At 48.3% G+C, this 26,146-nt stretch carries 27 protein-coding genes; 21 read left to right on the top strand and 6 right to left on the bottom strand.

The window, feature by feature from the left end; translation table 11 throughout:
- The first annotated feature begins 44 nt into the window (after window positions 1–44).
- Window positions 45–890, top strand: a complete 846-nt coding sequence (nadC, locus tag FTT64_RS11575; protein WP_016658688.1) for a carboxylating nicotinate-nucleotide diphosphorylase — start codon at window positions 45–47, stop codon at window positions 888–890.
- Between the two features lie 89 nt (window positions 891–979).
- Here nadC and FTT64_RS14475 read toward each other — a convergent pair whose 3' ends face one another.
- Together FTT64_RS14475 and rph are read right to left on the bottom strand one after the other, a co-directional pair.
- Complete coding sequence (locus FTT64_RS14475; protein WP_005180959.1) at window positions 980–1,111, bottom strand: hypothetical protein; 132 nt, start codon at window positions 1,109–1,111, stop codon at window positions 980–982.
- Between the two features lie 191 nt (window positions 1,112–1,302).
- The gene (gene rph, locus FTT64_RS11570) at window positions 1,303–2,019 is read right to left on the bottom strand and encodes a ribonuclease PH (protein WP_005180961.1); all 717 of its coding nucleotides are present in this window, start codon (window positions 2,017–2,019) and stop codon (window positions 1,303–1,305) included.
- 208 nt (window positions 2,020–2,227) lie between these two features.
- Here rph and FTT64_RS11565 point away from each other — a divergent pair, with 208 nt between their 5' ends.
- Window positions 2,228–2,911, top strand: a complete 684-nt coding sequence (locus tag FTT64_RS11565) for a TetR family transcriptional regulator (RefSeq protein ID WP_005180963.1) — start codon at window positions 2,228–2,230, stop codon at window positions 2,909–2,911.
- 30 nt (window positions 2,912–2,941) lie between these two features.
- Here the strand turns inward: FTT64_RS11565 and FTT64_RS11560 are convergent, their stop codons facing one another.
- Window positions 2,942–3,559 (bottom strand): thiol:disulfide interchange protein DsbA/DsbL, encoded by a 618-nt coding sequence (locus FTT64_RS11560; RefSeq protein ID WP_016658685.1) that lies wholly within the window; start codon window positions 3,557–3,559, stop codon window positions 2,942–2,944.
- A gap of 181 nt (window positions 3,560–3,740) precedes the next feature.
- Between FTT64_RS11560 and ubiG the strand changes: the two genes are divergently transcribed.
- The 14 genes from ubiG to FTT64_RS11490 all read left to right on the top strand — a co-directional run bounded on the left by ubiG (window position 3,741) and on the right by FTT64_RS11490 (window position 15,884).
- Window positions 3,741–4,457, top strand: a complete 717-nt coding sequence (ubiG, locus tag FTT64_RS11555) for a bifunctional 2-polyprenyl-6-hydroxyphenol methylase/3-demethylubiquinol 3-O-methyltransferase UbiG (protein WP_180182406.1) — start codon at window positions 3,741–3,743, stop codon at window positions 4,455–4,457.
- Entirely contained in the window at window positions 4,454–5,149 is a 696-nt protein-coding gene (locus FTT64_RS11550) for an HAD family hydrolase (RefSeq protein WP_075167943.1), read from the top strand. The genes ubiG and FTT64_RS11550 overlap by 4 nt, the downstream gene beginning before the upstream one ends.
- A 25-nt stretch (window positions 5,150–5,174) precedes the next feature.
- Complete coding sequence (locus FTT64_RS11545) at window positions 5,175–5,921, top strand: YciK family oxidoreductase (protein ID WP_005180975.1); 747 nt, start codon at window positions 5,175–5,177, stop codon at window positions 5,919–5,921.
- A gap of 171 nt (window positions 5,922–6,092) precedes the next feature.
- Window positions 6,093–6,512, top strand: coding sequence for a hypothetical protein (locus FTT64_RS11540; protein ID WP_005180979.1), 420 nt, complete (start codon window positions 6,093–6,095; stop codon window positions 6,510–6,512).
- Between the two features lie 177 nt (window positions 6,513–6,689).
- Complete coding sequence (locus FTT64_RS11535; protein ID WP_005180980.1) at window positions 6,690–6,845, top strand: hypothetical protein; 156 nt, start codon at window positions 6,690–6,692, stop codon at window positions 6,843–6,845.
- A 229-nt stretch (window positions 6,846–7,074) separates the two neighbouring features.
- Window positions 7,075–7,470, top strand: coding sequence for an RcnB family protein (locus FTT64_RS11530; RefSeq protein WP_005180983.1), 396 nt, complete (start codon window positions 7,075–7,077; stop codon window positions 7,468–7,470).
- A 244-nt stretch (window positions 7,471–7,714) separates the two neighbouring features.
- Window positions 7,715–8,068: an RcnB family protein gene (locus FTT64_RS11525; protein ID WP_005180985.1), complete on the top strand. Its 354-nt coding sequence runs from the start codon at window positions 7,715–7,717 to the stop codon at window positions 8,066–8,068.
- Between the two features lie 134 nt (window positions 8,069–8,202).
- Window positions 8,203–9,558, top strand: coding sequence for an amino-acid N-acetyltransferase (gene argA / locus FTT64_RS11520; RefSeq protein WP_180182405.1), 1,356 nt, complete (start codon window positions 8,203–8,205; stop codon window positions 9,556–9,558).
- A 334-nt stretch (window positions 9,559–9,892) separates the two neighbouring features.
- The gene (locus tag FTT64_RS11515) at window positions 9,893–10,876 is read left to right on the top strand and encodes a sulfonate ABC transporter substrate-binding protein (protein WP_180182404.1); all 984 of its coding nucleotides are present in this window, start codon (window positions 9,893–9,895) and stop codon (window positions 10,874–10,876) included.
- 10 nt (window positions 10,877–10,886) lie between these two features.
- On the top strand, window positions 10,887–11,882 hold the full coding sequence (locus FTT64_RS11510; RefSeq protein ID WP_160240812.1) for an aliphatic sulfonate ABC transporter substrate-binding protein: 996 nt from the start codon (window positions 10,887–10,889) through the stop codon (window positions 11,880–11,882).
- A gap of 36 nt (window positions 11,883–11,918) precedes the next feature.
- Window positions 11,919–13,094 carry an FMNH2-dependent alkanesulfonate monooxygenase gene (gene ssuD / locus FTT64_RS11505; RefSeq protein WP_016658677.1) on the top strand — a complete coding sequence of 392 codons (1,176 nt, stop codon included), beginning with the start codon at window positions 11,919–11,921 and terminating at the stop codon, window positions 13,092–13,094.
- Window positions 13,094–13,909 carry an aliphatic sulfonate ABC transporter permease SsuC gene (gene ssuC, locus FTT64_RS11500; RefSeq protein WP_160240810.1) on the top strand — a complete coding sequence of 272 codons (816 nt, stop codon included), beginning with the start codon at window positions 13,094–13,096 and terminating at the stop codon, window positions 13,907–13,909. Before ssuD ends, ssuC begins: the two co-directional genes overlap by 1 nt.
- A gap of 13 nt (window positions 13,910–13,922) precedes the next feature.
- Entirely contained in the window at window positions 13,923–14,726 is an 804-nt protein-coding gene (locus FTT64_RS11495) for an ABC transporter ATP-binding protein (RefSeq protein ID WP_171431526.1), read from the top strand.
- A gap of 504 nt (window positions 14,727–15,230) precedes the next feature.
- Window positions 15,231–15,884 carry a TetR family transcriptional regulator C-terminal domain-containing protein gene (locus FTT64_RS11490; RefSeq protein ID WP_160240808.1) on the top strand — a complete coding sequence of 218 codons (654 nt, stop codon included), beginning with the start codon at window positions 15,231–15,233 and terminating at the stop codon, window positions 15,882–15,884.
- A 43-nt stretch (window positions 15,885–15,927) separates the two neighbouring features.
- Here FTT64_RS11490 and FTT64_RS11485 read toward each other — a convergent pair whose 3' ends face one another.
- Complete coding sequence (locus FTT64_RS11485; protein ID WP_005181021.1) at window positions 15,928–16,494, bottom strand: hypothetical protein; 567 nt, start codon at window positions 16,492–16,494, stop codon at window positions 15,928–15,930.
- 298 nt (window positions 16,495–16,792) lie between these two features.
- On the opposite strand from FTT64_RS11485, the gene ribF reads away from it, so the two are divergent.
- The 5 genes from ribF to FTT64_RS11460 all read left to right on the top strand — a co-directional run bounded on the left by ribF (window position 16,793) and on the right by FTT64_RS11460 (window position 22,393).
- Window positions 16,793–17,797: a riboflavin biosynthesis protein RibF gene (gene ribF, locus FTT64_RS11480; protein WP_016658673.1), complete on the top strand. Its 1,005-nt coding sequence runs from the start codon at window positions 16,793–16,795 to the stop codon at window positions 17,795–17,797.
- 61 nt (window positions 17,798–17,858) lie between these two features.
- Window positions 17,859–20,705 (top strand): isoleucine--tRNA ligase, encoded by a 2,847-nt coding sequence (gene ileS / locus FTT64_RS11475; protein ID WP_180182403.1) that lies wholly within the window; start codon window positions 17,859–17,861, stop codon window positions 20,703–20,705.
- Window positions 20,698–21,237, top strand: coding sequence for a signal peptidase II (lspA, locus tag FTT64_RS11470; RefSeq protein WP_163140763.1), 540 nt, complete (start codon window positions 20,698–20,700; stop codon window positions 21,235–21,237). Before ileS ends, lspA begins: the two co-directional genes overlap by 8 nt.
- Window positions 21,230–21,712: a peptidylprolyl isomerase gene (locus FTT64_RS11465; RefSeq protein WP_005181033.1), complete on the top strand. Its 483-nt coding sequence runs from the start codon at window positions 21,230–21,232 to the stop codon at window positions 21,710–21,712. The genes lspA and FTT64_RS11465 overlap by 8 nt, the downstream gene beginning before the upstream one ends.
- Before the next feature lie 138 nt (window positions 21,713–21,850).
- Complete coding sequence (locus FTT64_RS11460) at window positions 21,851–22,393, top strand: NADPH-dependent FMN reductase (protein WP_005181039.1); 543 nt, start codon at window positions 21,851–21,853, stop codon at window positions 22,391–22,393.
- Window positions 22,394–22,896: 503 nt separating this feature from the next.
- On the opposite strand, the gene FTT64_RS11455 is transcribed toward FTT64_RS11460, so the two are convergent.
- Both FTT64_RS11455 and FTT64_RS11450 read right to left on the bottom strand, forming a co-directional pair.
- On the bottom strand, window positions 22,897–24,063 hold the full coding sequence (locus FTT64_RS11455; protein WP_180182402.1) for a PQQ-dependent sugar dehydrogenase: 1,167 nt from the start codon (window positions 24,061–24,063) through the stop codon (window positions 22,897–22,899).
- A gap of 369 nt (window positions 24,064–24,432) precedes the next feature.
- Window positions 24,433–25,782 carry an aromatic acid/H+ symport family MFS transporter gene (locus FTT64_RS11450; RefSeq protein ID WP_016658670.1) on the bottom strand — a complete coding sequence of 450 codons (1,350 nt, stop codon included), beginning with the start codon at window positions 25,780–25,782 and terminating at the stop codon, window positions 24,433–24,435.
- Window positions 25,783–26,146 lie beyond the last annotated feature (364 nt).

Genomic DNA, 26,146 nt, shown 5'->3' with positions numbered 1-26,146 from the left:
AATATATCGCGCAATTTTCATGGGTAAAGAGATAAGGACAGGCAATGAGCATACCACAATCTTTATTGGAGCAATCTATCCAGATCAATATTCAGCAGGCCCTGCAGGAAGATATTGGCGAGGCAGATATTACCGCTTTACTTACCCCGGAAGATGAACAGGCCACCGCCACCATTATCAGCCGTGAAGACATGGTGCTGGCCGGTCAGCCTTGGGTGAATGCCTTAATCCAGCAGTACGATCCAAGCGTTCAGATTGAATGGCTGAAACAGGATGGTGATCGCGTGGCGGCCAATGAAGCCTTTTTAAAGCTGGCCGGTTCTGCGCGCAGTTTATTGACCGTAGAGCGCCCTGCCCTTAACTTTGTCCAGACCTTATCGGCCGTGGCCACCAAAACTGCCGAATATGTGAAACAGCTCGATGGCCTGCACACCAAACTGCTGGATACCCGTAAAACCTTGCCGGGTCTGCGTATTGCACAAAAATATGCGGTCACTGTAGGCGGCGGCCAAAACCATCGTCTGGGGCTGTTTGATGCCTTCCTAATTAAAGAAAACCATATTATGGCCGCTGGCGGTATTGCCCAGGCCATTGCCAAAGCCCATCAAATTGCACCGGGCAAACCGGTGGAAGTTGAAGTTGAAACCTGGGATGAGCTGAATCAGGCTCTGGACGCTCAGGCCGATATCGTGATGCTGGATAACTTTAGCCAGCAACAGATGATTGATGCAGTCAAGCATGTTGCCGGTCGCTGCAAACTGGAAGCATCGGGCAATATCACCATTGCCAACCTGCGTGAAGTGGCCAGCACTGGTGTCGATTATATTTCTATGGGCGCTCTGACCAAAGATGTCAAAGCGGTCGATTTATCCATGCGTTTTAATGCTTAATCGCAATTCGATATTTGTCGATAACGAAAAAAGGTGCCTCATAAGGCACCTTTTTTATTCATTTAGGGTGAGTCGATGGCCGCAAGACTTTAATCATCTGCACGGCCGTCGCCATCACGGTCCTGATTCAGCATGGTGCCATCACCATCACGGTCATTGGCCGTATCACACGCGCTTAAACCAAAGGCGCCCATCGCCAGTAAGATCATCAAGTATTTCATGGTACATCCCTCTTTTTTGCTGTTTTAAAAAATCACTGCGAGTTTTAGTAAGCCATGAAGCTCGGTTTCAGCATGTTGGTTTTTGTTATGAAGATGAATCTGCGCACAGCCGCTGGTTACGTTTGCTTCAATCACAAAAAAACGCATCCGGAGATGCGTTTTATAAATATATTGTTCTGATCTTGCAGTGTTTACCAGCCCAAGGCCTGTTGCTGCTTTTTGATCAGTTCCTGAATGCCCTGCTCGGCCATTTCCAGCATGGCATTACATTGCAGACGGGTAAATGGTTTATCTTCAGCAGTGCCCTGAATTTCAATAAATTCACCGGCCTGGGTCATCACTACATTCAGGTCAGTCTGGCAGTTTGAATCTTCTTCATAGCACAGGTCCAGCAATACTTCGTCCTGATACATACCCACAGAAATAGCAGCGACCAGACCTTTTAACGGGTCCTGTTTAATTTTTTTGCTTTCCAGCAGTACATTCATGGCATCGACCAGCGCCACCGCTGCACCGGTAATTGCGGCAGTACGGGTACCGCCATCGGCCTGAATTACATCACAGTCAATGGTAATGGTATTTTCACCAAGTTTTTTCAGATCGACCATGGCACGCAGGCTGCGGCCAATTAAACGCTGGATTTCCTGAGTACGGCCGCTCTGTTTACCCCGTGCCGCTTCACGGTCACTACGCGTATGGGTAGAACGTGGCAACATGCCATATTCTGCAGTTACCCAGCCCTGGCCTTTGCCTTTTAAAAAGCGCGGTACCGAGTTATCAATACTGGCAGTACACAGCACTTTGGTATGACCAAATTCAACCAAGACAGAACCTTCCGCATAACGTGTGTAATTACGGGTAATTTTGACATCACGCAATTGATCTAGGGTACGTTGGTCGATACGCATAAGTTGTCCTTATTTTGACTCAAATAAATTGTCGGCCAGTATAGCAGATGCAAGCGCACAGGTTTTGTCCCCGGGTCGGCTTTTACACAATCTCGCCACAGAAAAGCGGGCCCTACACAGCCAATGCAACAGCATGGCTGCTGCCCGGGCCGATTCTGCTCTATAATAGCCACAGAGATGAATTTTTAAACAGTATCAGGGATGTGACATGTCGATTCGGGAAGAACGTAAGCAGCAAAGTCGTCAGGCCATTTTAGATGCGGCCCTGACCTTAAGTACTGCCGAGCGCTCTTTTAGCAGCATCAGCTTAAGGGAGATTTCCCGCCATGTCGGGCTGGTGCCAACGGCGTTCTACCGGCATTTTCAGGATATGGATGAACTCGGTGCAGAACTGGTCGATCAGGTGGCGCTGCATTTAAAAAGCATTCTGCATCAGCTGGGTCAGGCCTATTTATATCTGCCCAATGCCAAAACCCGGACCAGCGTCGAACTGTTTTTTCAGGCGGTGGATCAGCATCCGCAGCAATGGATTTTTTTAATTGCCGAGCGTTGGGGCGGCTCGGCCACGGTGCGTCAGGCCATTGCCCGGGAAATCGAGTTTTTAATTGATGATTTTGCCAATGATCTGAAACGGGTAGAAAGCGTGCAGCATTTTGAACATCCGGAAGATTTTAAAGTACTGGCCAATATTTTAATTAACCTGTCCTTTAACTGGGCCATGAGCTGGATTGGCCTCAGTCGCCAATTTGAAGGCGAGGCCTTAAGCCAGCAGCAGCACCAGTTTACTGAGCAGACCATTATCCAGGTGCAATTACTGTTTCGTGGTATCAGCCATTGGGAACGCCCAAGCACCACAATGCATGAAAACGCAGCACTAAAAAACCCGCTTTAAACAGCGGGTTTTTAACATCATGTTGGGCTTTTATTTGGCTTTACGTTCTTTATCGACCAGGTAATTCACCACCTGAATCACTTTGCCGTTATCGCCCGACACCACATATTTACCATTAACCACCACTGCCGGCACACCGGTCAGCTGGTATTGGCGCGCCAGTTTATTGGCCTGTGCCACTTTAGAGGTAATCGCAAAAGAGTTAAACATGCTGTTGAACTTGGCTTCAGGAATACCGTATTTGACAAAGAATTTGGCCTGGGATTTCTGGTCAAAAATCTGCTGGCCTTTGTCATGAATGGCATGGAATAACGGCAAGTGGGTACGTTTACGGACGCCCAGTGCTTCCGACACATAATAGCCGCGCGCATTCATTTCCCAGACCTGGTTCATGGCAGCCGGAGTACGCACGAAGTTCACATCTTTTGGCAGCTTACGCAGCCAGGCTTGCATATGCGGCTCCAAGGTAAAGCAGTGGCCACAGCCATACCAGAAGAATTCACGGACTTCAATTTTACCCGGCACATCGACTTTGCCCGGATTGGCCAGTACGCGATAGTCTTGGCCTTCAACAAAATTGGCCGCCCATGCGCCACCTGAAATTGCAAACATTGCGGTTGCAAGGCTACCCAAAAGAAACTTTTTCATTGAACTTATTGTCCTCATAAATCGTTATGATTAGCTTATGCGAACACTATAAATCAATTATGCCGTTTTCGTTTTGCTTCTGTGAACTTTTTTACGGCTTTTATCGCTTTTTCCAGAATAAACGCTACACTAAACAGCATAGACTTTTTGAAATCATAATAACTTGATTGAGGTGACACCAATGTCGCAACTGAATGTTGATCCGCAAGAAATTGCCAAATTTGAAGCATTCGCAGCTATATGGTGGGATCAGCATTCTGAGTTCCGCCCTTTGCATCAAATTAACCCGCTCCGTTTAAACTGGATTGATGAACATTCAGGCGGACTGGCTGGCAAAAAAGTGCTGGATGTCGGTTGTGGCGGCGGCATTCTCTCGGAAAGCATGGCACGCCGTGGTGCCGATGTACTCGGAATTGATATGGGCGAGGCGCCGCTAAATGTGGCACGTTTACATGCCCAGCAGGAAGGCGTCGAAAATATTCAATATCGCCAGATTCCGGTCGAGCAACTGGCAGAAGAACAGGCTGGCCAGTACGATGTGGTGACCTGTATGGAAATGCTGGAGCATGTACCCGATCCAGCCTCAATTATTCAGGCCTGCCAGAAGCTGGTCAAACCGGGTGGCCATGTGTTCTTCTCGACCATTAACCGTAATCCGAAAGCCTATTTATTTGCGATTATTGGCGCGGAATATGTGCTGCGCATGCTGGCCAAAGGCACGCATGATTATCATAAATTTATCAAGCCGTCCGAACTGGCACACGATATTCGCAATGCCGGCCTGAAACTGAAAGATATGACCGGTTTGCACTATAACCCACTGACCAAACACTACTGGCTGGCGCCCAATGTTGATGTCAACTATATGGTGCATACCCTGAATGAAGGTGGCCAATGAAAGCGGTTTTATTTGACCTCGACGGCACCTTAATTGATACCGCGGCCGACTTTATCCGTATTATTCAAGACATGTGCCGCGATAAAGGCTGTGACATTGTCGCCGCCGAGCAGATTCGCACCCAGGTCTCTGAAGGCGCACGCGCCATGGTCAAGCTGGTATATCCGGAGCTGGAAGTGGAAGACCCGGTCTTTTTAGGCCATCGCCAGCGCTTTTTAGACCTTTACGGCGCCGATATTGCGGTAGAAACCGACCTGTTTGAAGGCATGTATCCACTGCTAGAGCAGCTGGAACAGCAGCAAATTCCCTGGGGTATTGTCACCAACAAGCCACGCTGGCTCAGTGAAGCGCTGTTAAAAGCCCTGAACCTGACCGAACGCTGTGCGGTACTGGTCTGCCCGGAAGATGTCAGCAAGACCAAACCCGATCCGGAACCGATGTATCTGGCCGCAGCACAGCTGGGACTGGAACCGCAGCAGTGTATTTATGTCGGCGATCATCCACGTGATATTGATGCCGGACGCAATGCCAGCATGTACACCATTCTGGCGGCTTATGGCTATTTACCCTTACAACACAAAGATGACTTAACAGCCTGGCAGGCAGACTGTATAGTGAATAATGTCACAGAATTACATCAGGTCTTGCACCAGATGCTGTCACAGCAACAACAACATTCAATCACTTCATAATTACAGCAAAAAACGGAGGTCGATCATGAAATATTCAGAATATCAACCTCGCCCTGATCTGCTCAAAGATCGCGTGATCCTGATTACAGGTGCGGGCGACGGTATTGGACGTGCAGCCGCGATCAGCTTTGCACTGCACGGCGCAACCGTTGTCCTGCATGGTCGTACCCTGAATAAACTGGAAGTCATCTATGATGAAATTGAAGGTTTAGGCGCGCCGCAGCCAGCCATTCTTCCGCTCCAGCTTTCCAGTGCGTCATCGCGTGATTATGAATTGCTGGTCGATACGCTCGACAAGCAGTTTGGCCGTCTGGATGGCATTTTGCACAATGCCGGCATTCTGGGTGAACGGACCGAACTGGTGCATTATCCGGCTGATGTCTGGGATGATGTGATGGCCGTCAACCTGCGTGCACCCTTTGTCATGACCCAGGAACTGCTGCCTTTACTGGAAAAATCGGCACATGCTTCGGTGGTGTTTGCCAGCTCGGGCGTCGGTCGTGAAGTGCGTGAGCGTTGGGGCGCCTATTCGGTGTCTAAAATTGCCATTGAAGCGGTCAGCAAACTGTTTGCCCAGGAAAATGTGCATCCGAATATCCGTTATAACTGCATTAATCCGGGCGCGACCCGCACCGCCATGCGCGCCAAGGCCTATCCGGATGAAGATCCGAAAACCTTGCCGACACCAGAATCAATCATGCCGGCCTATTTATATTTAATGGGCGATGACAGCCTGCACATGAACGGCCAGAGCATTGATGCACAGGACTAATGCCCTTGCTGTATCCATGAAGGAAGCCCTGTGCTTCCTTTTTTATGCCCATCCATAAAGCTGTAATTGCTCCCACTTTGCGTAAATATACCGGTTTGGGCTTAAGTCGGCTTGAATTTCAGCAAAATTTGCCGATACTAAAGCCCTGTTTCTGATTATCCCGAGATGCCCATGTCTGACTTTAGCAATATCACAGTAACGACCCATGAAGATGGTATGGTGTCTTTATTGATTAATGGTCAAGCCATTTCTGAAAAATACGGCATGAAATTTGAAGCCAGTATTCTCGATGAACTACAGGCACTCGAGACCGGGCAAAACCTGAAACTGTTTGACCAGTTTATCTTTTCGCATACCGATCTGAACTTTGAACATCACTACAGCTATATCACCGGTATTTATAAACAGGCCGAGGACTATGCCGTCTATAAAAACTTTGTCTACCGGATTCTGGTCGATGGCCAAGCCCCGGTCGAGCATGTGATTACCAAACAGGGCCAGCCAATGAGCGCCGAAGATGTACGCGAATTTATTCAGGCGCATATCCAGAAGTCACTGACCGACTATACCGACCTGAAATATGCCTACTAAGCACATGCTTGAATCCAGGACCTGCGGGTCCTTTTTTATGCGCTGCTAAATTTTATACACTACCAGACCATAAATCGTATTTTTAAATCATTTTTATAAAATTATTCGGTTTTTCAAATTGAAACATCCGGCCTATACTGCTACTCAACCGCAATGAATCAATGAAAGGAGCAGCACATGGCCGACCAGCAACGTAAAAATGACATTATCCGTTCCATTGAACACTTACAACTGCCCGCCAGCTTATTGGCTGTACTTGAAGATGGCCAGCAGGCCGAATGTCTGGCCCATGCCATCGACTCCTTGCAGGACTTAAGCCAGCAATGGAACTGACTGCGGGCAGAATCCCGGCAATACGGGCTAGGCTTTTTGCGCCCAATGTTGTATAACCAGTTCACGTGACAACAGATAAGTCTTTCATCATCTGTTACTTTTCCAGCATAATATCCAAAATATCTCTGCTTTCGATAAAGAATTAACGATCTTTCTTCACAGTTTCTCTGCATTTTTTTCGTACAGTAAGACACAGTGAAATAAAAGACGATAAACGAGGTTTTTTCACATGAAAAAGATAGTGACAGTTATGGCGATCTCTTTCAGTGCGTTGCTGGCCAGCGGGATCACTGCGGCTGCACCTCAGTTTGACAATCCGGGACGCGGCTATGAACAGTCACGTCAGCACGGTCAGGGCAAAAAACATCGTGAATATCGTGAATCGAAAGAGGTTTATGAAAAACGCCGCCAGCGTGAAGAACGTGGCTATCAGCGTTTACAGCAGCATAAATGGCAAACCGGTTATGTGATGCCGCAGCATTATCGTGGCAATGGCTACAAGGTCGAATATAAAGAGCATAACCTGCCTAAACCGGACCGCAAGCAGCAGTGGTACAAGGTCAATAATGACTATATTCTGGTCAATGCCGATACCCACAGTATTCTTAAAATCCTGTCTTTCTAAGCTGCACTCCAACCGTTTCAGTCTCACTCCTCGGTTGCCCAAACATCGGTTTGGGCTTTTTTATATCGGCAATTCTTTAAGCTGCTATTTTGGCTGTAGGGCAGATGCTAGCCGGCTTTCAGGCTCTCCGCTTTTTCTTCATGATTTTCACAATTCATCTCAATTGCTCTCATCCTTTATCTCAACTTTCTGGTTAATTTGAAGGTATTCCAGAGATATACAGTTTGACTCAAAGGTGAGCGTCATGAAAAAAGTATTAACCACCATTGCCCTGTCTTTAAGTGCGTTTATGGCTACTACAGCCATGGCTGCGCCTGATCATCGTGATCATGACCGTCGTGCGGCAACCCACTACAAACATCAGGACAGCCGTTGGGACCGTGATCATAAACGTCCGGTTGTGCGTGTAAATCCGAGCCGTGACTGGCGTGTGGGCCAGACCTTACCGCGTGCCTATGACCAGTCCCGTTATAAAGTCAGTGACCGCGAAGCGCGTCGTTTACCAAACACCGGCCGTTATCAGCAGTGGTACAAAATTAATGGCGATTACGTGATGATCAACGAACGTACCAACCGGATTATTCGCATTATGGGCTAAGGGTTTCGTCTCATTTTCCCTTCCCTCTTTACACCTGAACCACCCCGTTCAGGTGTTTTTTTATTTTTTCAGCTTACGCCCCGGTATTTTTTGATTAGAATCCGCTATAAGACTTTTGCTTGATTGAGACCGGCATGCACCTGAATTCTACCGAAACATCACACAGCACAACTTTGCAATATGTGCACTGGTTTCGACATTCTGCGCCTTATATCAATGCCCATCGCAACAAAACCTTTGTGCTGATGTTTGATGGTGAAGCGGTCCTGCATGACAATTTCCAGCATATTATTCATGATATTGCCCTGCTGCATTCGCTGGGTATCCGGCTGGTACTGGTGCATGGTGCCCGCCCGCAGATTAACCAGAATTTACAGGCCAGCCAGATCGACACCCCGTTTCATCAGCAACGGCGCATTACCACCCGCGAATCGTTAAGCTGTGTCATGAATGCAGTCGGTTCAATTCGCCTGCAGATTGAAGCCCTGCTGTCGATGGGACTGGCCAACTCGCCGATGTACGGCGCCCGCATTGATGTGGTCTCAGGTAATTTTATTACCGCCAAACCCTATGGTATTCGCGATGGAGTCGATTTCCAGCTGACCGGCGAAGTGCGCAGTGTCGATACCGATGCCATTCAGCGTCATCTGAACAATCATAATATTGTCGTGCTCGGCCCGACCGGCTATTCCACAACAGGCGAAGTGTTTAATTTACTGGCTGAAGAAGTCGCCACCAAAACCGCAATTCGCCTGCAAGCCGACAAGCTGATTTTCTTGGGCAAACAGCAGGGTTTACTGAATGAACAGGGTCAGCTGCAACGTGAAATCCGCCCATCCCAGCTCAGTCATTATATTGGTCTGTATCAGGCCAGCCAGCCGGAAATGGCCCTGCATTTACGCGGCGCACAGGATGCTGCCACTCAGGGCGTGAACCGGGTGCATCTGATTTCCTATGCCTCTGATGGCGCACTACTGGAAGAGCTGTTTACCCGCGATGGTGCCGGTACCATGATTACCGATGCCCATTATGAAGAAGTGCGCACCGCCAATATTCAGGATGTCGGCGGTCTCATCAGCCTGCTGCGCCCGCTGGAAGAAGAAGGTGTGCTGGTCTACCGTTCGCGGGAACGGCTGGAAAATGAAATTGAACAGTTTGCGGTGATTGAACGTGATGGCACCATTCTGGCCTGTGCGGCGCTGTATCCGCTACCGGTCAGCGACAATGAACTGCGCTCGGCGGAAATTGCCTGCGTGGCGGTACATCCGGCCTATCGTAAATCCAATCGTGGCAGCCAGATTCTGCATTATCTGGAAGATAAAGCCCGTAGCCTTGGTATTCAGCAGCTGTTTATTCTGACCACCCGTACTGCGCACTGGTTTCTGGAACAGGGCTTTGAGCCGGCCAGTGTCGATGACTTACCCAATGCCCGCCAAGCCTTATACAACTACCAGCGTAATTCACTGGTCTGTAAAAAGTCACTCACCTAGTCTGTTCAAGGCCGGCTTTAGCTCAATTTGGCATATGCTTATCTGCAGCTGGCCCAATTGTGCTGCATCTGGTATTAGCAGGAATTAGTATAAGCTTATTCCTGCGCCTTCAATTTAATAAAAATATTTTAAATACAACAATTTAACACTTAAGATTTTAATAGATTATCCATTTTATAAATCAGATTTATGTATAAGATTTGCATATCTTTATTTATCTTTTTTCCTGATTAGAAATTCCTGATTTGTTATTTTTTTCGAAAAAGAAAAATCTTTAAGGTAGCTCTCATTCTCCACTTTTGAATTTTTTTAATTTCCGAGAGCAGGTATTTTCATGAGCAGCCTACGCCGTATTTTTTCAACTCAAAGCGCTATTTTATCTGCCGTGGTGGCGGGTGCCATGTTCATGACTGCCTGTAGCAGCCCCAAAGACGCCGACAACATTACCCTGAATATCGGCTTCCAGAAATACGGCATTTTACCGATTGTCAAAGAGCGCGGTGAACTGGAGCAGGCCCTAAAAGCCCAGGGTGTACAGGTGAAATGGGTAGAATTTCCCGCCGGTCCGCAATTATTGGAAGGTTTAAATGTCGGCAGTGTGGCCTTTGGTGAAGCCGGCGAAGCACCGCCCATTTTTGCGCAGGCAGCCAATTCCAAACTGGTCTATGTGGCCAACCAGCCTAAAGCGCCGCTAGCTGAGGCCTTAATTGTGCCTAAAGATTCGGCCATTCAGTCGGTGCAGGATCTAAAAGGCAAACGCATTGCTCTGAACAAAGGCTCCAATGTGCATTATCTGCTGCTGAAGCTGTTAGCAGCCAACCAGCTTAGCCTGCACGATATTCAAGTGGTGTATTTACCCCCATCCGATGCCCGCACGGCCTTTGAACGTGGTTCGGTGGATGCCTGGGTGATCTGGGATCCGTTCTTTGCCGCAGCCGAACACCAGATTGGCGCACGGGTCATTGCCACCGGCGAAAATCTGGTCAGCAACCATCAGTTCTATCTGGCGGATCGTCAGTTTGCCGAGCAGCATCCGCAGGTTCTAGACACCGTGGTGCAAAGCCTGAACAGCACCACGCAATGGGTGGCCCAGCATCAGGATGAAGCGGCTCAACTGCTGCAAAAACCGACCGGCCTAGATGTCGAGGTCTTAAAAACTTCAATTTCCCGTATGGGCTTTGGCGTGCAGACCATCTCCAGTGATGTGGCCAAAGAACAGCAATATGTAGCTGATGCCTTTTATCAGCAAAAGCTGATTCCACAGCAAATTCAGATTCAGGCGGCCCTGCTGAATACGCAGTCGACACAACAAGAATGAGGAATAAAAGATGCGTAAATTAACAACCTGGGCGCTGCTGGGCATTTCCACGCTGGGACTGGGTCTCAGCGGCTGCCAGAAACCGGAAGCCCACAAGGCGGTAACAGACAACAACTCAACTGAACAGGCGGTGAAAACCATTTCTATTGGCTACCAGAAATCTTCCTTAAATTTACTGGTGGCACGTGATGAAAAACTGCTGGAACAGCAGTTCCCACGAGCCAAAATTGAATGGAAAGAATTTCCGGCCGGACCCCAAATGCTGGAAGCCCTGGCCGTTGGCGCAGTCGATTATGGTTCAGTGGGGAATACCCCGCCCATTTTTGCCCAGGCGGCTGGCAAGGAGCTGAACTATGTTGGCTATGAAGTCTATGCCGACCATTCACTGGCCTTAGTGGTGCCGCAGCAAAGTGCCATACAGACCCTGCAGGATTTAAAAGGCAAACGTATTGCCCTGCAAAAAGGCTCCAATGCCCATGAATTTCTGGCCAAAGTGCTGGCCAAGGCCAACTTGAACTGGTCGGATATTCAGCCAATCTGGCTGCCACCGGCCGATGCACGTGCTGCCTTTGACAAGCAGTCGATTGATGCTTGGGCCATCTGGGACCCGTTCCTGTCTGCGGCTGAACTGCATGGACAGGCCCGCCCGCTGATCAAGACCGGTGAGTTTGACCAGACCTATTCGTTTTATGTGGCCAATCCCAAATTTATTGCCGCACATCCACAGGCCACCACCGGCTTTCTGACGGCCCTGAATGCCGCGGATCAGTGGATTGTTAAACACCAGTCTCAGGCCCTAGAAATTTATCAGAAAAATACCGGCCTGGACCCGGCGGTCGCCAAAAACGCCTTTGACCGCCGCCTGAAACCATCACCGATTCAAAGCTTAAATCCGACGGTCATTCAGGCTCAGCAGAAAATTGCTGACCAGTTCTATCAGCTCAAGCTGATTCCAAAACCGATTGAGGTCCAGCCCATTGTCTGGACGGCTCCAACTGCAGATTGATGACCGAGTAATCCCATTTAAATAAAGGACGATAATATGAAAATTTTCTGGTTTATTCCCACCCATGGTGACAGCCGCTATTTAGGTACCAGCAAAGGTGGCCGTCAGGTCGATCATGCCTATATGAAACAGATTGCAGTGGCAGTGGACAATTTAGGTTATGAAGGTGTGCTGATTCCAACCGGCCGTTCTTGCGAAGATCCGTGGATTACTGCAGCCAGTTTAATTGATGCGACCCAGAACCTGAAATTTCTGGTGGCCTTGCGTCCAGGCGTGACCACACCAGCCTTAGCAGCGCGTATGGCGGCGACGTTTGACCGTTTATCTGGCGGCCGGGTGTTACTGAATCTGGTCACGGGCGGTGATGAACAGGAACTGAAAGGTGATGGTGTCTATGAAGATCATGCCACGCGTTATCAAACGGCTGCGGAATACACCACCATCTGGCGTGAAATTTTAACCCGCTCGCATACAGGTGAATCGTTCAGCTTCCACGGCGAACGTTTACAGGTCGATGAAGCCAAGCTGCTCTATCCACCAGTCCAGCAACCATATCCACCGCTCTGGTTTGGTGGCTCTTCCGATGCAGCCATTGAGCTGGCCACCGATCAGGTCGACACCTATTTAACCTGGGGCGAACCGCCGGCAGCAGTAAAAGAAAAAATTGAAACGGTACGTGCCAAAGCCGCGGCCAAAGGCCGCAGTCTAAACTATGGCATCCGTCTGCATGTGATTGTACGTGAAACCAATAAAGAAGCCTGGCAAGCAGCCAACGCGCTGATCCAGTATGTCGATGATGCCACCATTGCCGCAGCACAGGCCAAGTTTAAAGCGATGGATTCCGTCGGTCAGCGCCGTATGGCTGAACTGCACAATGGCGATCGCAGCAAACTGGAAGTCTCCCCAAATCTTTGGGCAGGCGTAGGCCTGGTACGTGGTGGAGCCGGTACGGCACTGGTCGGTGACCCTGAAACAGTGGCGGCCCGTATTCAGGAATATGCCGACCTGGGTATTAGCACCTTTATTTTCTCCGGCTATCCGCATCTGGAAGAATCCATCCGTTTTGCCGAACTGGTGTTCCCGCTGTTGCCGCTGGAAACCCGCAAGAAACTGGCACAACCGAATTTGACCGGTCCTTTTGGGGAAATTGTTGCGAATAACTATGTCGCCGCAGACAGCCAGGCGAGCAAACAGCTGAAGGAGCCGGCCTGATGAGTAAAACCATTTCCCTGGAGCAGCTGGCAGAGGCCAAAGTTTCACGTGGAACATCATTTGGGCAGCGGGTGCTGCCCTGGCTGGTGCCATTATTACTGATTGCTTTCTGGCAACTGGCCTCAAGTACCGGCCTGCTGGAAAGCCGGATTTTACCGGCACCAACGGCAGTGGTTAGTGCCTTCTGGGGCTTACTGGTCAGTGGCGAGCTGTGGCAGCACGTTCAGGTCAGTGCCGGACGTGCCCTCCTCGGCTTGTTGATTGGCGGTGGTTTGGGCCTGCTGCTTGGCCTGTTAAATGGCTCCTCCAAAACCGCCTCGACCCTGCTGGATACCACCTTGCAGATGATTCGTAATATTCCGGCTTTGGCGCTGATTCCGCTGGTGATTCTCTGGTTCGGGATTGATGAAACAGCCAAATTATTTCTGGTTGCGATTGGCGTGTTCTTTCCCATTTATATTAATACCTATCATGGCATTCGCTCGGTCGATCCACAGCTGATTGAAATGGGCAAAAGCTACGGCCTGAGCCGCTGGCAACTGTATAAGGAAATTATCTTGCCGGGTGCAATGCCTTCAATTCTGGTTGGACTGCGCTTTTCTTTAGGTCTGGTCTGGGTGCTGCTAATTGTCGCCGAAACCATCTCCGCCCAGTCCGGGATTGGCTATATGACTATGAACGCGCGTGAGTTTTTACAGACCGATATCGTGCTGGTTGGCATCCTGCTGTATGCCCTGCTGGGTAAACTGGCCGACGTACTGGCCGTGGCTTTGGAACGCTATTTACTGCGCTGGCATGCCGGCTACCAGAAATAAGGAGTGAGCGAAGATGAGTAATTTAATTGCTGGCTTGCATGCCGAGCACAGCAGCCCGAAACTGCGCAGCAATCCGGATATTCAGCCGCAGGCGGTGGCAGGTGCGGAAATCCTGATTGAACAGTTACACAAGTTTTATGGTTCGGTGAAGGTGCTGCAAGACCTGGATCTGCATATTCAGCCGGGCGAATTTCTGGCCATTGTCGGACGCAGTGGCTGTGGCAAAAGCACCCTGCTGCGTTTAATTGCCGATCTGGAAAAGCCAAGCTACGGCGAAATCAAATTTAAGTCGGCACGGCATATCCGCGAAGGCATTACCTCGGATGATATCCGAGTGATGTTTCAGGACCCACGTCTGCTGCCGTGGCGCAGCATCGAGCAGAATGTGCAGCTCGGTCTGGGCAAAGACCAGTACGCACATACCAGTGCATTGCTGGAAAAAGTTGGCCTGAAAGACAAAGCCGGGCTATGGCCCTCGCAACTGTCTGGCGGTCAACGACAACGTACCGCGTTGGTACGTGCCCTGTCGCATCAACCGCGGATTTTATTGCTGGATGAACCTTTAGGTGCACTGGATGCCCTGACCCGTCTGGAAATGCAGAAGCTGATTGAACGGCTCTGGACCGAACAGGGCTTTACTGCCATTTTAGTCACCCATGATGTCAGTGAAGCGGTACAGCTGGCCGACCGGATTATTCTGCTCGATCGTGGTCATATTGCCAAAACCTTTCAGGTCAATTTACCGCGCCCGCGGCAAAAAAGTATTGCCTTTGCCGAACTGGAGCAGCAGGTGCTAGATGCAGTCTTGGCCACATGAGGATTAATTTTGGTCTGAGCCTGCCCCCGCAGCTTTACCCTTAAATTCCGGCTCAATTTAAGGGGGCTTTGTTGCACAAAGATTTCATAACTATATGATTTTAAAAGTTTTGATTATTTTTTGATCCAAAATTAAATTTATTTAAATCAGATGCTTACATATTTATGCAACAAAGCCATTTAAGGGTAAAACTTCATCTCGGTTTATGAAACTTTTGTGACATAGGCCCGAATAGATGCAGGATTATTTCTATAAACTATGTCTTATATTTTGATTTAAAATAAAAGAATAAAAAATCTTTGAAATCAAGCCTTCAGTTATATTTTTTACCAGACTCAAAAAGTGTGCTTTATAGGGCTTAAATTTAACAATCCTGGGTAAATTATTAGTTAATCTACAAAATTCTGCTGCATTTATCATAATTTGCAATAGACGAGGATGCACAAAACTGATGATTTGACGTACAATTCGTGATTCCCCCTTTTCATTGTTTTTTAATTGCTAATGGAACAAAAAAAGAGTACTCAAAAACGACATCAGTTGCTGAACGCAGCACTCGACGTATTTTCCTTATACGGTTTTAATGGGGCGAGCTTAGATGAAATCGCTCAGATTGCAGAAATGCATAAGTCGAATATTTTCTATTACTATGAAAATAAAGAAGCGTTATATGTAGAAGTGCTGACCACTGTATTACAGAAATGGCTGGCGCCACTGCAAATGCTGGAAGCCGAGCTTGAACCTGAAGAAGCGATCACCAACTACTTATTGCAAAAGATTGAAGTGTCTCGCACCCAGCCAAAAGCTTCACGCCTGTTTGCGCTGGAAGTGATTCAGGGTGCCCCGCATATTCTGGACATCCTGAAAGGTCCGCTGAAAAAACTGGTCAAGCGTAAAGCCAAAGTCATCAGCAACTGGCAGGAACAAGGCAAAATCTCCAAAGATATTGACCCTGAACTGCTGATTCTGAATATTTGGGCCCTGACCCAGAACTATGCAGACTTCGCGACGCAAATGGAAATGGTCACCGGCAAAACCCTGCGCAACCGCAGCATGCAGCAGCGCATTATCCAGCATACCGTGCATCTGATGCTTTATGGTATTGTGCCGCGTCCAGAACTGAATACCGCACCTCCCTCAGAATCAATCGACGATTGAGCATGATTTTGGCATACGACCATAGTTTGCTATGGTCGCCGAACTAAAAACCACTCTGCTGATATAACGACAATAATTTTTTCGCCCCCAGCAACAGATTTTCTTCCCAGTCCAGATGTGCCGTATCGTTGGCGCCATCAGTAATATATTTGACGGAAATCAGCCGTACATCCAGTTTTTTACAGACTTTGGCCAGCGCATAGCCTTCCATATCCACCAGATTACAGGCCACTTTCGGTGTACCAGTTTCAAAGCTGTCACCGGTGCCACAAATACCAGCCGGTAAATGGGAAAAATGCTGCGGCAAATGAATTTCCGCCGGATGATCGTCATCCATGGGCGTCACTCCGACCTGAAAACCCAACGGCGATACATCCATATCACGCTGTACAAACTGGGTCACTTCCACCAGCTCATGCGCATTAAAATAGGAGCTGCCGGCCGTACCTAAATTTAACAGGGTTTTACAGCCAGTTTTCTGAATTACCTCAAAGGCTTTAAAGGCAGCATTAATCTTGCCAATACCACTATAATGCACCTCGATGCCAGCCTGTTCAAACAGACCTTTGGATTCACTCGGCAATGCCATAATTAAGGCCAGATCCGACATTATTGCTTCTCTACCGCAGTTGCTGGGAGCCACATTAGAAAGCAAAAGGCAGAAAAATAAAAGCTATCCCTGAAATGACAGGTCTTCCAACGACTCCACTTTTTTTCATATCTATGCAGCTTTTCAGTACTGGCTACGCGTTTCCATTTTCATTCGCTCCTGATAAAAACCCGCCAGTGCTGTGGCACCGGTCAAAAATGAGCAAGAAAAATTTTGCATAAAAACAGAACAACAAGACGAATGTGTGAGAATATGGCAATATATAGCCTTTCTTAATGTATAACGTCATTCTTTGCCCATGCAGCTCCTCCGTCTGAATGCTTTAGCGCCTGATTTTCAACTGGAAAAAACTGCCGTTACCATCGGTAATTTTGACGGCGTGCATTTGGGACATCAGGCCATGATTGCCCAGCTAAAACAGCTGGCAGCAGCCCAGCAGCTGAAAACCCTGGTGATGATTTTCGAGCCACAGCCGCTGGAATTTTTTAAAGGCTATGAAGCGCCGCCACGCATCAGCTCCTTAAGAGAAAAAGTCGAATACTTAACCGAGCTGGGTGTAGACTATATTGCAGTCGCCAAATTTGATAATTATTTCCGCAGCTTAAGCGCCGAAGCCTTTGCCGACATACTCAAATATAAACTCAATGCCCACAGTCTGGTGCTGGGTGATGACTTCCATTTTGGCAAAAACCGTCAGGGCAATAGCGAGTTTTTGCAGCAATACGGCTTTCAGGTCACCAACTTAAACACTATTCTGGCCGATGGTGAACGGGTCAGCTCGACCCGGATCCGTCAGACCTTGCAGGCCGGCAATTTAGCGCTGGCAGCCAAATTGCTGGGGCGCCCGTATAGCATTACTGGCCGGGTACAATACGGCGACCAGATTGGCCGGACCATTGATTTTCCAACCATTAATGTCCGTCTGAACCGGCATAAACCCTGCCTGAACGGGATTTATGGCGTGGAAGTGCTCTGTGAAACTGAATCCTTACAAGCCAAAGTTCAGGCAGAGAATCCGAACCAGCCGGGAATTGCCGGCTATGACCCGACCGCGCTGTTTGGCGCCGGTCATGTCGGCACCCGACCAGCCATCAAACAGGACCATCCGGAATGGCGATTAGAAGTACATTTCCCCGAGGTTTCTGCTAATCTGTATGGCCTGTTAATGCGGGTGACGTTCTTAAACTATTTACATGGCGAAAAGGACTATCCTTCGCTTGAAGCCTTAAAAGCTGGAATTGATGATGATGTGGAGAAACTGCTTGAGTTTCGCCGCAGCACCCCAAAATTCCCTTTTGAATAACTCACATTTTTACTGTAAAACGTGTCAGTCAAATGGCTGATTAAATTGGAAGACAACTTGCATGAGCGATAAGCAAACTCCTGAAAATGCAGTGGACTATAAAGCCACACTGAACCTCCCAGGTACTGACTTTGCAATGAAAGCAAACCTCGCAGTACGTGAAGCGAAATGGTTAGAAGAGTGGTATGCCGATGACATTTATCAGCAGATTCGTGCATCGCGTATCGGCAAGAAAAAATATGTGCTTCATGACGGCCCTCCGTATGCCAATGGTCAAATCCACCTTGGTCACGCGGTCAACAAGGTCCTGAAAGACATCATCATTAAAAGTCGTGTCATGGACGGTTTTGACGCGCCATATGTGCCAGGCTGGGACTGTCACGGTCTTCCAATTGAACTGAAAGTTGAAGAAAAAGTTGGCAAAGTCGGCGTCAAAGTTGATGCTTCGACCTTCCGTAAAGCCTGCCGTGAATATGCCTACACCCAGGTCGAACTACAAAAGAAAGACTTTATCCGTATGGGCGTGTTCGGTGACTGGAACAACCCATACCTGACCATGAACTTCAAGCAGGAAGCAGATATTGTCCGTTCTCTGGGTGCCATTGCCAAAGCCGGTCATATCGAGCCAGGCCTGAAGCCAGTGAACTGGTGTCTGGACTGTGGTTCAGCGCTGGCAGAAGCTGAAGTTGAATATGAAGATAAAAAATCCGATGCAATTGACGTCGGTTTTACAGTGGTTGACTTAGCTGATTTGTCTGCACGTTTGGGTGTTGACGTTAAAGACTCAACCGATATCGTGATCTGGACCACCACCCCATGGACCCTGCCAGCCAACCAAGCCGTGGCATTACATGCCGAACTTGAATATCAACTGGTCAAGGCGCGTGGTGAAGAACAGGCCGAGCAAAACTTTATTCTGGCAAAAACACTGGTAGAATCTGCGACCCAGCGTTATGGCTTCAGCTCGGTTGAAGTGCTGGCCGAGTTTGCCGGTAGCAAACTGGAAAATCTGGTGCTGCAACATCCGTTAATTACTGAGCGTCAAGTGCCGGTGATTCTGGGTGAACACGTCACCGATGCCAGCGGTACAGGTGCCGTGCATACTGCACCGGGCCACGGTGTAGACGACTATAAAGTCGGCCTGCAATACAACCTGAAAGTCGACAACCCGGTGGGCGGCAATGGCGTGTATTTACCGACTGCGCCAATTTTTGCCGGTGAACATATTTATAAAGCCAATCCGCAAATTATTGCTGCGCTGGGCGAAGCCAACAAATTGTGGGCACATCATCCAATCAAGCATAGCTATCCGCACTGCTGGCGTCATAAAACCCCGATTATCTTCCGTGCCACACCACAATGGTTTATCAGCATGGATGCCAAAGGTTTACGCCAAGGCGCCCTGAATGCAATTGAAAACGAGATCAGCTTCGTGCCAGATTGGGGTAAAAACCGGATTCAGGCAATGATTGAAGGTCGTCCGGACTGGTGTATTTCGCGTCAGCGTACGTGGGGCGTGCCAATTCCATTCTTCGTGCATAAAGACACCAACGAACTGCATCCACGTACCCCTGAACTGATCGAAGAAGTGGCTAAACTGATTGAACAGGAAGGTATTGATGGCTGGTATAACCGTGAAGCCAAAGACTTCATTGGTAATGATGCTGAACACTACAACGCCGTACGTGACACCTTAGACGTCTGGTTTGACTCGGGTACAACCCACTATGCCGTGCTGCGTGAACGTGAAGAACTGCAAGATCCGGCCGATCTGTATCTTGAAGGTTCGGATCAGCACCGTGGCTGGTTCCAGTCTTCACTGCTGACCTCGATTGCGATCAATGAACGTGCGCCATACAAAGGCTTGTTAACGCATGGTTTCGTGGTCGATGAAAAAGGCCGCAAAATGTCGAAGTCGCTCGGGAATATCATTACCCCGCAAGACATCATCAAAGACATGGGTGCAGATGGCTTACGTTTCTGGATTGCCTCTGCGGATTACCGTTATGAAATGACCGCCGGTAAAGAAATCTTTAGCCGTGCCTCAGACGGTTACCGTCGTATCCGTAACACGCTGCGTTTCTTGCTGGCCAACTTAAATGGCTTCAAACCATCGACTGATGCCCTGCCTGTGGATCAGCTGATTGCGCTGGATCAATACATCCTGCAACGTGCGTCTGAAGTACAAGAAACTATCAAGAAAGCCTATGAAGATATGAACTTCCATATCGTCACCAGCGCCTTGACCAACTTCTGTATTAATGACTTGGGTGGTTTCTACCTCGACATCATCAAAGACCGTCAGTACACCACCAAAGCGGACTCGCAAGCGCGTCATTCTGCGCAAACTGCGCTGTATCACTTGGTACAAGCCTTTGTTCGCTGGATGGCACCAATCCTAAGCTTCACTGCCCAAGAAGCGTGGCCACTGATTCCTGAGCAATCAGAAAAATATGTATTCACCGCTGAATGGTATGAGCTGCCGGTGGCCTCTGAAGCCAACGTGCTGGCTGAAAGCGAATGGCAGACTTTAATTGCAGTAAAATCTGCCGTGAACAAGTTTATTGAAGCGGCGCGTACTGCAAAAACTGTCGGTTCTAACCTGTCTGCCAAAGTGGAGCTGTGGGCCAATGCCGAGCTGAAAGCAGCGCTGGATAAACTGGGTGATGAACTGCGTTTTGTCCTGATTACCTCTCAGGTGATTGTGAATGAGTTTGATGCCGCACAAGGCGAAGCTTCTGATCTTGACGGTCTGAACGTGAAAGTGTCTGCCGCAGATGGCGAGAAATGTGTACGCTGCTGGCACGTCCTGCCAGATGTGAATACACATCCTGCACATCCAGGTTTATGTGGTCGTTGTATTATTAACCTCCCGACAGGCCAAGGCGAAGAGAGAAAATATGCCTAATCCACAACCGAAAAAGGGCTTATTCCAGTTCTATCCGCACAATTTGTGGTGGATCGGACTGTCTATTGTGGCGATTATTCTGGATCAATGGACCAAATGGATTGCAGTCACCCATCTGAATTATGCAGATCCGGTGCCTGTGCTGCCCTTTTTAAATTGGACATTACTGCATAACTATGGCGCAGCCTTTAGTTTCTTGTCCGATGCGGGTGGCTGGCAACGCTATTTCTTCACCTCACTGGCAGGTTTGGTGTCCATGATCTTTGTGTTCTGGCTAATGCGTATGCCAAAGAACATGCTGGTATTACCGCTGGCCATTGCCCTGATTCTGGGCGGGGCCATTGGTAACCTGATTGATCGGGTCGCTTTGGGCTATGTGGTCGACTTTATTCATGTCTACTACAACAACAGCCACTTCCCTGCCTTTAATATTGCAGATAGTGCCATTACCTTAGGCACCATCTTGCTTCTTATTGATACGTTTTTCCTAGAAAAACACCGTATTCAACGTGCGCAGGCGCAACATGACTGAATTTATCAATCCGAACGAAGACACTCGTATTGAAGCGGGTTCTAAAGTTGAACTTCACTTTTCTGTGGCCATTGAAAGCGGTCCGGAAATTGACAATACCCGTAGCCGTGCCGAACCGGTCAGTCTGGTGATGGGCGATGGCAGCCTGTTACCGGGTTTTGAAAAAGCCCTGTTTGGCTTGCGTGCTGGCGACCGTCGTACCGTCAGCCTGCCGCCCGAAGAAGCTTTTGGTCCATGGAACCCGGAAAATGTCCAAACCTTTGACACCGTCAAGTTTGAACAGCGTCCGGTTGAAGGCCACATGATCGAGTTTGAAGACAAGGCCAAACAAAGCCTGTATGGCGTGGTCAAATCGGTCAATGATGACATCACTGAAGTCGACTTTAACCATCCACTGGCCGGTAAAGACATTACCTTTGAAGTGGAAATCTTTAAAGTCACCCCAGCGGGCCAGCAAGGCATTCAACTGAAATAAAAGTTCCACATTTTTGAAAAGCTCCTTCGGGAGCTTTTTTTTATGCCATTTTCATGAGGCAGATACAAACTGACTCTATTCAGGCTAACGCAATTCACGTTAATTTGATCCCTACAGCAAAAACAACACAGGATAAAAATGAATATTCAGATTATTGTCGGCAGTGTACGCGAGGGACGTACCGCCATTAAAGTCGCACACTGGGTACAGCAGGCCATTAAAAGCTATAACTTTAGTACCGTGCAGACCGAGCTGGTCGATTTAAAAGAATGGAATTTACCCCTGTTTGCCGGTCCGAATCCGCCGCTAAGCGGTATTTATGACCAGCCGCGTCAACAGGAATGGGCCGACAAAATTGCCCAGGGCGATGCCTTTATTTTTATCAGCCCCGAATATAACCATGGCTATAGCCCGGCCTTGAAAAATGCGCTGGATTACTTAGGCAAAGAGTGGCAAGGCAAACCGGCGGCTTATATCGGCTATGGTGCCACCAATGGATCACGCTCGATTGACCAGATCCGTCAGGTCGGCACCCAGCTGGGACTGATTGACAGCAATGCAGTGGTGGAAATCCGCGATATTTTTAGCCGTAACCGTAGCGAAAGCTTTGAACCGAATGAATTTGATGACAAGACTCTGAAACAGGTAGTCGACAAGCTGATTCAATATGTCAGCTCATAATGGCAGCAGCCCTGTAAGCATTTTCTTACAGCAGCTGTGGTGAACTGCGACTAGGGTGCGGCGCGCTTTCATTTTATAGTACCTACATACAGAGACAGGAGGTCTCTTAAATCAAAACAATAACAATAAAAGCAACAACAGCAGGATGCTGATCGGTACGACAGGAGTTATACCGGAATAATGAATCCAGAGAAGCCCGGACAGGATGTTCGGGCTTCTTTTATTTCAATCCTTTATTTTCTGGTTGGTGTGGATGATGCGCTATTTTAAATCAATTGCTGTTGTACACCTGAGCGTACAGTACTTGTCGGGTTTTGCAGCTGGTTGATTCTGATCGACTAACGTATATTAAAACCATACCGGGACAGGAGGTCTCGTTGCATAAAACAATAATCATAAGCCGCATGCAGGATGCACGCACAGATATAACAGGAGTGATATCTGAGAACTGAATCTAAAAAGCCCCGACAGGATGTCGGGGCTTTTTATTATCTGTGAATTCATTATTTGGCTGTCATTTTCAGCAAGCTAGCGCCTTTACCATCTTCAATCACCCATAAATGACCTTCACGCGCTTCAATCACCCCGCGAATACGCTGCTTCATGTCCAGCCGTTGTACTTCACGTACCGGTTGAGTCTGGGTGTCAATCACAATAATCGCCTGCGACGACAATCCTCCGGCAATGGCCTTATTTTTCCACTGTGGAAACTGATCGCCACGGTAAAAGATTAAACTCGAAGGTGAAATAACCGGGGTCCAGTCCAGTTCTGGCGCTTTAAATTCTGGCCGGGTCGCATGATCCGGAATTGGCTGACCACTATAATGATCGCCATTTGACACAATCGGATAGCCATAATTGGCGCCTTTTTCAATCCGGTTCAGCTCATCTCCGCCTTTGGGTCCCATCTCAATTACCCACAGCTGCCCCGCCGGGTCAAATGCCATACCTAAGGGATTCCGATGCCCCAGGCTCCATACCTGTGCCGCAATCTGGCCCTGAACGCGGAACGGATTATCTGGCGCAGCGCTGCCATCTGCATTTAAACGTAAAATTTTCCCTAAATTGGAGTTCAGGTCCTGTGCCGGATCGAACTTTTGTCGCTCTCCCGAACTGACCCACAAATAGCCGGCCTGATCAAACAACAGCCGGTGAGCATAATGCCCCTGCCCCGGAACTTTCGGCACTTGGGCCCAGATCTGCTGTATATTTTTTAGCTGTGGCTGAGCCGCATCTTTTAAATCCAGCTCGGCACGCGCCACCACCGCGCCATAACCGCCTGTGCCGGCTTCCACATAACTTAAATAGACCCAGCGATTCTGGGCAAACTGTGGATGCAGCGCGACATCACCCAAACCGCCCTGCCCGCCATAGGCAACTTTGGGGACACCTTTAACCTCAAGCAGCAGTTTATTGCTCGGGTTAAACAATTTGAGTCGTCCACGCTTTTCAGTAATTAACAAGCGGCCATCGGGCAGCTCAGCCATCGCCCACGGTTCCTGTAAGCGCGCCACCCGTTCCAGCTGATAAGACTGGCTGGTCTTGCTAGTTTCACTGCTTTGGGCGGCTTTCGCTGAATTGGCAGGCTCGGTCTGGGCATTACATCCGGTGGTTAATCCTGCGATGAGCAATGCCGCAGGCCAGGTCAAATATTGTTGTAGTTTTGCCATGACATTTCCTAAAACAGAACAGACAATACTTTGATTGTAGCCCAAAGCCAGTTTTGACCAAGAACACTTGCGTAACCTGCCGGACTTTGTCCGTTTTGGCTTACACCGAATGAAGACAATTGAGGCTAGGAGCAAACCCAGAATTTTCGTATTCTAAATTCATCAGGAAATAGGACGTTTCCCAAACGGAAAACAACAATAATTAGTTTGCGCACCAGGATCGTGAGGTACGACAGGAGTTATACCTAAAGCACGAAATACGAAGAAACCCCGTCAGGATGATGGGGTTTCTTTTTATCTGCAGTTTTTATTTTCTTACTGCCATAAAAAAGCCCCCAATCTATGGAGGCTTTTTTCGTTTAATACCAATTAGGCTTTGGCAATCGCCGCTTTGCCCGCTTTAATCTGTTCTGCTTCATCTTCACTCATGATTAACGCTACAGCAATTGCAGTAATCAGTACCGGTAAACCGACAGCAATAAAGTTGAAGTGTGCTGGCAGGTTCATGCCCAGTAAGCCACCAATCAGGATTGGTCCAACAATCGCACCCATACGACCAATTGCAGATGACCAGCCAATTCCGGTTGAACGTACTGCCAGTGGATAGTATTGCGCCACATAACTATACAGCAACATTTGTGAACCGATTGACGCTGCACCCGCCAGGAATACCAGAATGTACAGCAAGAACTGGTTTGACTGGAAGCCCATCAGACTCATCACAATCGCGCCCATAATCCCCAGGAACATCAGTACCGGTTTCAGATGGAAACGGTCAGCCAGAATACCACCGCCGACAATACCAACCACGGCACCCACGTTCATCACCATCATGAACATCAGACTGTTGTCCATTGAATAGCCTGCCGCCATCATCAGTTTCGGCAACCAGCTGCTTAAGGCGTACATGGTCAGCAAGCAGGTAAAGAACGCTAACCAGAACAATAAGGTGTTTAACGCACGGCCACGTTTGAATAGGCTCACCACGTTGGCTGCTTCCGGCACATCAACCTGATGCAGTTCAAATTTGGTTTCATTGCTGATCTGCACTTCTGGGGCCAAGCGGGCCATGATTGGACGCGCCTGTTCCTGCTTGTTCTCTTTCACAATAAACATCAGCGATTCAGGCAGGAATTTCCAGATAATTGGCAACAGCAACAGTGGAATACCGGCAATAAAGAACATGATTTCCCAGCCAAAGCTTGGGGTTAACCAGGCACCCAATAATGCTGCCATCACACCACCCACTGCATAACCACTAAACATGGTGGTCACCAGCGTACTACGCATGTTCTTTGGCGCGTATTCAGAGGTTAAAGCCACCAGGTTAGGCATCACCCCACCAATCCCTAAACCGGCCAGGAAGCGCAAAATACCGAATTCTGTCGGATTAGAAGCAAAGCCACCTGCGAAGGTTAGACCACTGAATAACACAATACAGATCATGATGACTTTTTTACGGCCAATTTTGTCGGCCAGCGAGCCGAAAATCATGGCACCGAACATCATCCCTGCCAATGCAGTACTGGCCAGCATACCGGCTTGCACCGCACTTAAGCCCCACTCGTCCATTAATAAAGGCAATACCACACCATTAATGGCTAAATCATAACCATCAAATAAAATGATCAGTAGACACCATGCCACTACATTAAAATGAAATGGTTTAAATTTTGCGTGATCAATGACATCATTTACGTTAATAGTTTGATGTGTCATTCCTCACCTCCTGTGAGTCTGTGTTTCAGTGAACTTCCATAGCAACCCATAATGAAGACCCTCATTTCGAGCCTTCTTCATCCACACTTTGCTAGTGGAGTAGATGGTGCAACTTTCACACAATTTACAGAAAATAAGAATTGAACATTAGTCTACAATCCTATTAATAATTAAAGTTTTATATATTATTCTCATTAGACATAAGTTTTATTTTGCTTTATTAAGCACACAAATTTTCTGCATAAAAAAATCCCCCTGCTATTTAAGCTAGGGGGATTTTGAATTAATGAGCTGGCGATGACTTACTCTCACATGGGTAACCCCACACTACCATCAGCGCTAAGAGGTTTCACTTCTGAGTTCG

It is taken from the genome of Acinetobacter sp. Q186-3 (assembly GCF_013420655.1).
GTDB classification, from domain to species: Bacteria; Pseudomonadota; Gammaproteobacteria; order Pseudomonadales; family Moraxellaceae; genus Acinetobacter; species Acinetobacter indicus.
Note: the sequence above shows the minus strand (reverse complement) of the source record. Positions and strands in the feature narration are given on the sequence as shown.

Excerpts from the sequence above, each read along its gene's own strand:
- FTT64_RS11455 (WP_180182402.1), bottom strand. The coding sequence starts at position 24,063 with ATGGCAAAACTACAACAATATTTGACCTGGCCTGCGGCATTGCTCATC.
- ribF (WP_016658673.1), top strand. The coding sequence starts at position 16,793 with ATGCAGCTCCTCCGTCTGAATGCTTTAGCGCCTGATTTTCAACTGGAA.
- ssuC (WP_160240810.1), top strand. The coding sequence starts at position 13,094 with ATGAGTAAAACCATTTCCCTGGAGCAGCTGGCAGAGGCCAAAGTTTCA.
- FTT64_RS11450 (WP_016658670.1), bottom strand. The coding sequence starts at position 25,782 with ATGACACATCAAACTATTAACGTAAATGATGTCATTGATCACGCAAAA.
- ubiG (WP_180182406.1), top strand. The coding sequence starts at position 3,741 with ATGTCGCAACTGAATGTTGATCCGCAAGAAATTGCCAAATTTGAAGCA.
- FTT64_RS11540 (WP_005180979.1), top strand. The coding sequence starts at position 6,093 with ATGTCTGACTTTAGCAATATCACAGTAACGACCCATGAAGATGGTATG.
- FTT64_RS11495 (WP_171431526.1), top strand. The coding sequence starts at position 13,923 with ATGAGTAATTTAATTGCTGGCTTGCATGCCGAGCACAGCAGCCCGAAA.
- FTT64_RS11510 (WP_160240812.1), top strand. The coding sequence starts at position 10,887 with ATGCGTAAATTAACAACCTGGGCGCTGCTGGGCATTTCCACGCTGGGA.
- FTT64_RS14475 (WP_005180959.1), bottom strand. The coding sequence starts at position 1,111 with ATGAAATACTTGATGATCTTACTGGCGATGGGCGCCTTTGGTTTAAGC.
- nadC (WP_016658688.1), top strand. The coding sequence starts at position 45 with ATGAGCATACCACAATCTTTATTGGAGCAATCTATCCAGATCAATATT.
- lspA (WP_163140763.1), top strand. The coding sequence starts at position 20,698 with ATGCCTAATCCACAACCGAAAAAGGGCTTATTCCAGTTCTATCCGCAC.
- FTT64_RS11490 (WP_160240808.1), top strand. The coding sequence starts at position 15,231 with ATGGAACAAAAAAAGAGTACTCAAAAACGACATCAGTTGCTGAACGCA.
- FTT64_RS11550 (WP_075167943.1), top strand. The coding sequence starts at position 4,454 with ATGAAAGCGGTTTTATTTGACCTCGACGGCACCTTAATTGATACCGCG.
- FTT64_RS11535 (WP_005180980.1), top strand. The coding sequence starts at position 6,690 with ATGGCCGACCAGCAACGTAAAAATGACATTATCCGTTCCATTGAACAC.
- FTT64_RS11460 (WP_005181039.1), top strand. The coding sequence starts at position 21,851 with ATGAATATTCAGATTATTGTCGGCAGTGTACGCGAGGGACGTACCGCC.
- FTT64_RS11515 (WP_180182404.1), top strand. The coding sequence starts at position 9,893 with ATGAGCAGCCTACGCCGTATTTTTTCAACTCAAAGCGCTATTTTATCT.
- ileS (WP_180182403.1), top strand. The coding sequence starts at position 17,859 with ATGAGCGATAAGCAAACTCCTGAAAATGCAGTGGACTATAAAGCCACA.
- FTT64_RS11525 (WP_005180985.1), top strand. The coding sequence starts at position 7,715 with ATGAAAAAAGTATTAACCACCATTGCCCTGTCTTTAAGTGCGTTTATG.
- FTT64_RS11485 (WP_005181021.1), bottom strand. The coding sequence starts at position 16,494 with ATGTCGGATCTGGCCTTAATTATGGCATTGCCGAGTGAATCCAAAGGT.
- FTT64_RS11560 (WP_016658685.1), bottom strand. The coding sequence starts at position 3,559 with ATGAAAAAGTTTCTTTTGGGTAGCCTTGCAACCGCAATGTTTGCAATT.
- FTT64_RS11530 (WP_005180983.1), top strand. The coding sequence starts at position 7,075 with ATGAAAAAGATAGTGACAGTTATGGCGATCTCTTTCAGTGCGTTGCTG.
- FTT64_RS11565 (WP_005180963.1), top strand. The coding sequence starts at position 2,228 with ATGTCGATTCGGGAAGAACGTAAGCAGCAAAGTCGTCAGGCCATTTTA.
- FTT64_RS11545 (WP_005180975.1), top strand. The coding sequence starts at position 5,175 with ATGAAATATTCAGAATATCAACCTCGCCCTGATCTGCTCAAAGATCGC.
- ssuD (WP_016658677.1), top strand. The coding sequence starts at position 11,919 with ATGAAAATTTTCTGGTTTATTCCCACCCATGGTGACAGCCGCTATTTA.
- FTT64_RS11465 (WP_005181033.1), top strand. The coding sequence starts at position 21,230 with ATGACTGAATTTATCAATCCGAACGAAGACACTCGTATTGAAGCGGGT.
- rph (WP_005180961.1), bottom strand. The coding sequence starts at position 2,019 with ATGCGTATCGACCAACGTACCCTAGATCAATTGCGTGATGTCAAAATT.
- argA (WP_180182405.1), top strand. The coding sequence starts at position 8,203 with ATGCACCTGAATTCTACCGAAACATCACACAGCACAACTTTGCAATAT.